General features: G+C 63.1%; 4 protein-coding genes and 2 pseudogenes. 4 read left to right on the top strand and 2 right to left on the bottom strand.

All coding sequences use genetic code 11. The features are described from left to right. Positions 1-304 precede the first annotated feature (304 nt). From AB4Z51_RS43465 to AB4Z51_RS43480, 4 genes and pseudogenes are all read left to right on the top strand, one after another. Positions 305-595: a hypothetical protein gene (locus AB4Z51_RS43465; RefSeq protein WP_441499631.1), complete on the top strand. Its 291-nt coding sequence runs from the start codon at positions 305-307 to the stop codon at positions 593-595. A 97-nt stretch (positions 596-692) separates the two neighbouring features. Further along, the gene (locus AB4Z51_RS43470; RefSeq protein ID WP_441499632.1) at positions 693-1,505 is read left to right on the top strand and encodes a helix-hairpin-helix domain-containing protein; all 813 of its coding nucleotides are present in this window, start codon (positions 693-695) and stop codon (positions 1,503-1,505) included. A 243-nt stretch (positions 1,506-1,748) separates the two neighbouring features. Further along, positions 1,749-2,345, top strand: coding sequence for an ATP-binding domain-containing protein (locus tag AB4Z51_RS43475; protein ID WP_441499633.1), 597 nt, complete (start codon positions 1,749-1,751; stop codon positions 2,343-2,345). Between the two features lie 401 nt (positions 2,346-2,746). Next, positions 2,747-4,249 (top strand): annotated as a pseudogene (locus AB4Z51_RS43480) (DEAD/DEAH box helicase family protein); the annotation flags it as partial. Positions 4,250-4,896: 647 nt separating this feature from the next. Here the strand turns inward: AB4Z51_RS43480 and istB are convergent. Together istB and istA are read right to left on the bottom strand one after the other, a co-directional pair. Beyond that, a complete protein-coding gene (istB, locus tag AB4Z51_RS43485; protein WP_441253413.1) occupies positions 4,897-5,760 on the bottom strand; it encodes an IS21-like element helper ATPase IstB in 864 nt (287 codons plus the stop codon). Positions 5,761-5,768: 8 nt separating this feature from the next. Then, positions 5,769-7,259, bottom strand: a pseudogene (gene istA / locus AB4Z51_RS43490) (IS21 family transposase); the annotation flags it as partial. Between the last annotated feature and the right edge of the window lie 114 nt (positions 7,260-7,373).

Genomic DNA, 7,373 nt, shown 5'->3' on the forward strand with positions numbered 1-7,373 from the left:
CAGGCCCGAGAGTCGTCTCAACAGCCGGCTATTCCCCCCTGCCCCATAAGCCGGCGACGTAGGGCGCGACTGTGGTGATGCCAGTCGCGCCTTACTTTTTTCCGGGGGAATCCGCATGATTTCACGGCACTTACCAACATTATTACCAACACCAGATCGCCCTCGTTCCGCGCCCCCTGACACCCCCCCAGTCGCAGCATCTCCGAGAACTCATTTCGGAGCGCGATAGTTGCGGATGATCACCGGGACGCGGAGCCCATCAATCGACCTTCTACGCCCGGYGCGTGCATCATCTAGCGCTCGAATGGCTACGCTCACGGTCTTCATTGACCTGCCGTTATTCGAAGCAAGGCGCACGAAGAAAGAATTAAGGGCTTTGTCGAATTCGGCCGTTCAAGTCTTGCAGTGCGCCACCTCCTTCTTTGGCAAGACCCGCACCATCAATAATACAGCGGCGGAGTCATCACAGCCATTGCAGGCTCACTTGCGACTCGCGCTCGGGCTAGTGGCGTTTTTGAAAACGCTTTTGCTGCACCCAACACGTCCTGCACTGGCGTCCAGACGCTTCGGCGCCCGGGCGCTATTTGCGAATTGAAAAATCAAACGCGCGTTTTCGAAAACGGGATAGTTGATGCCTTGGTTAATCGGCGACGCGCGCAACTAGACTATCCCAAATATGTGTTGAACCTGCCGTGCTTCGGCAACGGCGACGTCGCGCGCCTGACCGAGGTCGTGGGCGCGGACGCACCCAGCGGCTGGCCCTGGCGTGGAAGGAGAAGCTCGCCGAAGGCGACGTCGTCGTCTGGCTCGACGAGCACGGTTTCGAGCAGCGCCTCGCTAAGAAGATCATCCGCCTCTGGGGTGCGGAGGCCGCCGCGAAGCTGCGGGAGTCGCCCTACGTGATGATGGCGCCGGCGGATTGGCCGGTGGTCTACGCCGCCGGCCGGGAGGCATCGCCGCACGATCCGAGGCACCTTGTCGTCGCGCGCACTACGCGAGGCTCGATCAGCACCACACCTGGATCGGCCGTCGCTATCTCGTCGCCGCCCCGTCGGCCGACTCCTGAAGTGCGCGCCGGCGCGGGCCGAGGAGGCGGTCGCGGCCGCGGTCGCGCAGCGAGCGGCGATCCCGATCGCAGGCGGCTTCCAGGCCGCCGGCGCGCACATGATGGAGCGCTACGTCGCGGACCGGATTCACGAGAGATGTTGGCGGAGCCGGCGATGGGCGACTTGATCACCCGCGAGGTCTCCGACGCCGAGTTCAATGCCTGGCTCGACCGGCCGGACCTGGTCGTGGCGCTCGACGATGAGCAGCGGGAAGCGATCCAGGAACGGTTCGGCATCGTCCGCGGTTGCGCTGGCGTCGGCAAAACCATGGTTCTGAAGGCCGTCGCCCGTGCCCGCGCGGCGTTCGGCCGGACCACCCACACGATGGCCCTGGGCCGTGCCGCGTCCGGATCGGCGAGGCCACCGGCTAGCCGGCGTCGACCATCGCCGCGTTCCTGAGGGGGTCGAAGCTAGATCGATCGCGCTCGGCCCCGGAGTCGCTAGTCGTGGTCGACGAGGCCTCGATGCTGGACCTACCGACCATGTACCGCATCGACCCCGGCCAGTTCTCGCCCATCCAGTTCGGCTTGGTGCTTCATGCGCTGGTCGAGCGGCCCGAGATCCCTTTTGTCGTGTTGACCCTATCGCCAGGCCGAGGCGACCGGCATTCCCGCGGTCGCCGGCGCGATCCGGTCAGGCCGGTTGCCCGACCTTCCGGGAGCCGTCGACGCCACCAGCGGCGGGGTCGCCCTGATCCGATCCGGAGAGGTCACCACCGACCAGATCGTCGACGTGATCGCGCACCTCGGCGGCTTTGCGGAGGACCTACGAATCGTCTCCACCGTGAAGGCGGGCGCCGCCGGCACCGATGCGTTGAACGCGCGCTTTCACGGCATCTTCCGACCAGGCTCCTCGCCGAGGGCGAGCCGGCCTCAAGAACAACTATCAACTGGGCCTGCGCAACGGCAGCCTCGGCCGCATCACCGGCATTGGGGACGCGAAGGTGACCGCCGATTTCGACGGGACCGAGGTCGAGCTGAGCGGACACGGGCTCATGATCTCGCGCTGGCCTACGCAATCACGGTCCACAAGGCCCAGGGCTCGAGCTTCCGGAAGGTTGTCATTCCGATCCAGAAGACCCGGCTGCTGGACCGGTCCCTTTTCTACACCGCGATCACCCGCGCCACGGATTTGGCGATCATGGTCGGCGACTGTGAAATCCTGAGGCAGGCGCGCGAACAAGGTGCCCATGCCGAACCACGGGCGACCGCGCTTGCGTCATTGTATTCTGGGACATAGAAGACGGTATCGGAACGGGTATTGAGACACACAAGAGTGCGATGGAATCGGCCAGGCCGGCCCCAGTGGCGCCCTGAGGTTGTGAGGTTAACTCCGCCAGACCTCGTCAAAGAACTTGCTGTTGAACTGCCAGGCAGCGAATCGGACGGTGTCGTCATAATACCGCCGCGCTCCGAAATCCCACTTCTCGTCGCGGCCCTTTCCCGCCCCTCAGGCCCGTGACCCTCCTCCACCCCGCGCTGTCATTCGCCGCCGCATCGCCGATCTTCGGCGCGAGCGTCGACGGCTTTGCGCGGATCGAGGACTGGCTGACGCGGGAACTGGCTGCCGGACACCTCACCACCCGAGAGGTTGGCGACCTGTTCGAGGTGTTCGCAGAGGCGCTGCTGCGGACGTCTCCGGTGATCGGCGCGCGAGAGGTATGGCCACACGGGAGGATCCCGGAGCGCGTGCGCGACCGCCTTCGGCTCGGTCCCAGCGATCGCGGCGTGGACGGGGCGTTCCTGACGGACGACGACGAGCTTGGTGCCTACCAGGTCAAGTTTCGCAGCCGGACGGACACGTTGTCGTGGCGGGACCTATCCACTTTTGTCGGCCTTTCGGAGTTTGCGAAGCGTCGGCTAGTGGTCACGACGGCAGGCGGGGTCGCCCCCGAGGCGCAGAGCCGCCCGAATCTGAGTTCGCTCCTAGGCAGCGACCTCCGTGGCCTGTCGCCTGAGGATCTGTCGCGCATCTTCACGCTGATCCGCGCCGGCGTCGCTCTGCCGCGGGAGCTGCCCCGCCGGGAGGCTCACCAGGATGCGGCGGTTCGTTCTTTGGTGGACGAGTTGACCGCAAATCCGCGGGCGACTGCGCTGATGGCGTGCGGCAGCGGCAAGACATTCGTCGGCCTATGGGTGGCCCACGACCTCCTGACGCCGGATTCGCCGGCCCGCCTCCTGGTCTTGGTGCCGTCGCTCGCACTAGTCTCCCAGACGCTGAAGGCGTGGTCACTGGCGCAGCCCTGGGGCGGCGCATTCCATTCCTGCTGCGTCTGCTCCGACGAGACGATCGCGGACGACGACGAGATCGAATTGAACCCAAACGAACTGCCGATCCCCGTCACCACGCAGCCAGATGAGATACGTCGCTTCCTGACTGGCTCCGGCGTTCGAACGGTCTTCTCGACCTATCAGTCCTCGGAGCGCGTCCGCGAGGCGGTCGAGGGCCTCGATGGCTTCGAGTTCGACCTGGCGATTTGCGATGAGGCTCACCGCACGGCACGCGCCGGCCACTCCGATTTCACGCTGCCGTTGGATGAGGAACGTTTACCGATCCGACGTCGGCTGTTCATGACGGCAACGCGCCGGATTTTCGCACCGAAGATCAAGAAGACTTCTGTTGTCCACTCAATGGACGACGTCCCACTCTATGGACAGATCGCCCATTCTCTGAATTTCCGGCAGGCGGCGGACCTCGGCATCATTTGTCCGTACAAGGTCCTCATCTCAGTCGTGACCAAGTCGGAACTGGCGGAATACATCCGGCAGACCGGTGTCCGCATGGATGGGCGGACCACGGCGCTGGAGGAGATCGCGGGACGCTATGCGCTGTCGCGAGCTATGACCCGGCTTGGGCTGCGCAAGGCGTTCACTTTCCACAAGACGGTGAACAGCGCGGCGTCCTTCGTCGCTCCCGGCGAGTTCGGCCTAGAGCGGTTTCTGCCGGACTTCACATGCCTCCACGTCTCCGGCGCCATGAGGACTGCTGATCGAGAAACGCGCATGGTCCAGTTCAAGGGGCAGGACCCGGCGATTATGTCGAACGCACGCTGCCTGAACGAGGGTGTCGATGTTCCCGCAGTCGACCTCGTCGCATTCATGGACCCAAAGCGCTCGATGGTCGACATTGTCCAGGCGATGGGGCGTGCGCTGCGCAAGCCTCGGCAGAATTCGACGAAAGCGTTCGGCTATATCCTGCTACCCGTCTATATCGACGCCGAAGGCGCGTCAGACATCGATGCAACGATCCAGGGATCGGAATTCAACGACGTCTGGTACGTCCTTCGGGCGCTAATGGCCCAGGATCTTCAATTGACCGAGACTGTCGAAAAGCTGCGGGTGGCGCAGTTGCGCAATCAGGCATCCGACGCCGCCGACTCCTTCTCCGGGTTTCTGCAAGTGATCGGCTCTGCCGAGGTGGAAGACGTCCTTCGGTCGTCGATCAGGGTGCAGGTCGTCGAGGAATTGGGCGAATTTGCACGTCTCTACGCACGCGACCCTCAGCCCTACGTTGCCATCAAGGGCATGGAAGCAAAGGTGAAGGCGTTCTTGGAGCGGCGGTTCGGGCAGGAGGTAAGGATCAGTCGGAAGCGAGGCGAGACGGTCGACGGCTTGGTCAATTTCTCTATCTCATGCTCGAACGCGAAGGGCTACATGGAGAAATACACCTTCTTCAACGCGATTACGCCCGAGGACCGTACTCGACGGCATTTCGTGATCTGGAGTGAATATTCTCGATATGGCTTCGTGATCCCAACCCCCATTTTCGACGGCTTTTTGACGGCTGAGTGTCAATCGGCCTGTAAATTTGACCCCTCATCGGCGTCCAATTGTGACCCCTTCGTGCGCCGCGGTTTGACGGTAGCGCTCGGCTCGTTGGAGCTGGCCGGGATAGCGGAGACGAGACGAGCGCGGGTGGCGTGATCGTCGTCGCGGCTTTTGAAGCGCCAGCTGTCATTGCCGGTCTCGACGATGTCACAGTGATGGGTCAACCGATCGAGCAGCGCGGTGGTCATTTTGGCGTCGCCGAACACGCTCGGCCATTCGCCGAAGGCGAGATTGGTGGTCACGATGACGGAGGCGCGCTCATAGAGCCGGCTGACGAGGTGGAAGAGAAGCTGGCCACCGGACTGGGCGAAGGGCAAATAGCCGAGTTCATCCAGCACAATGAAGTCCATCCGGGTCAGATGCTCGGCGAGCCGTCCTTGCCGTCCGTTGCGGGTCTCGGTCTCGAGGCGATTGACGAGGTCGACTACGTTGAAGAAGCGGCCGCGGGCACCGGATCGGATGCAGCTTCTGGCGATGGCAATGGCCAGGTGGGTTTTGCCTGTGCCGGTGCCGCCAACCAGCACGACGTTGCGTTGTTGGGCGATGAAGCCGCCGCCAGCAAGATCATTGACGAGAGTCTGATTGATCGGCGTGCCGTCGAACTGGAAGTCGGCGATGTCCTTGGCAAGCGGAAGCTTGGCAATGGTGAGCTGGTATTTGATCGACCTGGCTTGCTTCTCGTTGATCTCGGCGTTGAGCAGGTCGCCGACAATGCGCTGAGGTTCGTGCTGGCGCTTGACGGCAGTTGCCATGATCTCGTCGAAGGCAGCCTTCATGCCGTAGAGCTTGAGTTCGCCCATGAGGTCGAAGATTTGGGTTCGTTCCATCAGATGGTCCTCCGGAGGTTGTCGTAGCGGGCACAATCGGCGATCGGTGCATGACGGAGCGTCAGTGCGGCCGGCGTCATGATGTTGGCCGGTGGGGCGGGTTCACGTTGACGGGCCAGGATATTGAGAACGACATCGGCCGAATGGACGCTGTGACTGAGCGCTTCGGCACAGGCCGCTTCCACCGCGGGCAGACCGTCAGTCAGCACCGCGTTGAGGATGTCGACCATCTGCCGATTGCCGTCGTCGGTGCTGGCAAGCTTGCGCCGGATCCGCTCGATCGCGGCTGGCAGCACCCAGTCTTTGAAGGGAGCACCGTTGCGCAAGGCGCCGGGTTTGCGGGCGAGCACCGGCACATAATGCCAGGGGTCGTAGACGGTATCGCCGCGGCCAAAGGATCGCGGGTGCTCGGCAACGATGCGTCCATCCTGACGGATCACGATGCGATCGGCATAGGCTTGAACCTCGACCGGTCGTCCGACTGCGCTGGCTGCGACCGAGTACTTGTTGTTGTCGAAGCGCACCAGGCAGGTCTTCGAGACCGATGCCGTCACCGCATGGAAGCCGTCGAAGCGGCCGGCATAGGGAACGAGTTTGGGGCGTTCGGCTTCGAACACTTCCCAGATCGTCTGATCGACCAGCTCCGGATGGCGATGAACCTTGGCGTAGGCGATGCATTTGTCGAGCAGCCAGGCGTTTAACTCGTCGAGGTTTTTGAACCGCAGCCGCGGCGTGAAGAAGCGTTCCCTGACCAGCCCGACCTGGTTCTCGACCTGCCCCTTCTCCCAGCCCGACGCTGGCGTGCAGGCGACCGGATCGACCAGATAGTGGCTGCACATCTGCAGGAAGCGGCGATTGTAGAGACGCCCTTTACCGACGAAGATCGTCTCTACGGCGGTCTTCATGTTGTCGTAGATGCCGCGGGTGCAGGTGCCTTTGAACAGGGCGAACGCCCGGTCGTGGGCGTCGAACACCATCTCCTGCGTCTCCCGCGGATAGGCCCGCACGAACAGCATGCGGCTGTGACAGAGCCGGACATGGGCGGCCTTCACCATCACCGTGGTGCCGCTCAGCAAGACCACCTCGTGGCTCCAGTCGAACTGGTAGGCTTCGCCTGGGGCAAAGCTTAGCGGGACATAAGCAGCCGCGGTCGATTGCCCGCGTTCCTTGCTCCACCGCCTGGCGTAACGCCGCACCGCATCGTAGCCGCCGTCATAGCCACGGCTGCGCAGCTCTTCGAAGATCCGGATTAACGTCAGCTGTTCACGAGCCGGTTTGGCCGCGTTCGCCGCCAGCAGTCCGTCGAGCTCTACTGCCCATCGTCCCAGCTTTGGCCGCGGCTGCACTTGCCGCTCGTACTCGAAGGAGGTCTCTCCTGACCTCAGCACCTTCCGGACCGTGTTCCGCGACACCTTCAGGTCACGGGCAATCTCCTTGATCGTCTTGCCCTTGATGAAGTGCTCGCGCCGAATCCGCGCAATCGTCTCCACGATCAGCATCCTCGACCACCTGCTTCATTCCAAAGCAGGCAGCGCAACAGACCAACCTATAGGGGGTCAATTTTGGACGCCGATCCCCCGGCTTAGGGGGTCAATATTGCAGGCCGAATGACA

This window comes from Bradyrhizobium sp. 2TAF36 (genome assembly GCF_052114925.1).
Classification (GTDB): Bacteria; Pseudomonadota; Alphaproteobacteria; order Rhizobiales; family Xanthobacteraceae; genus Bradyrhizobium; species Bradyrhizobium barranii.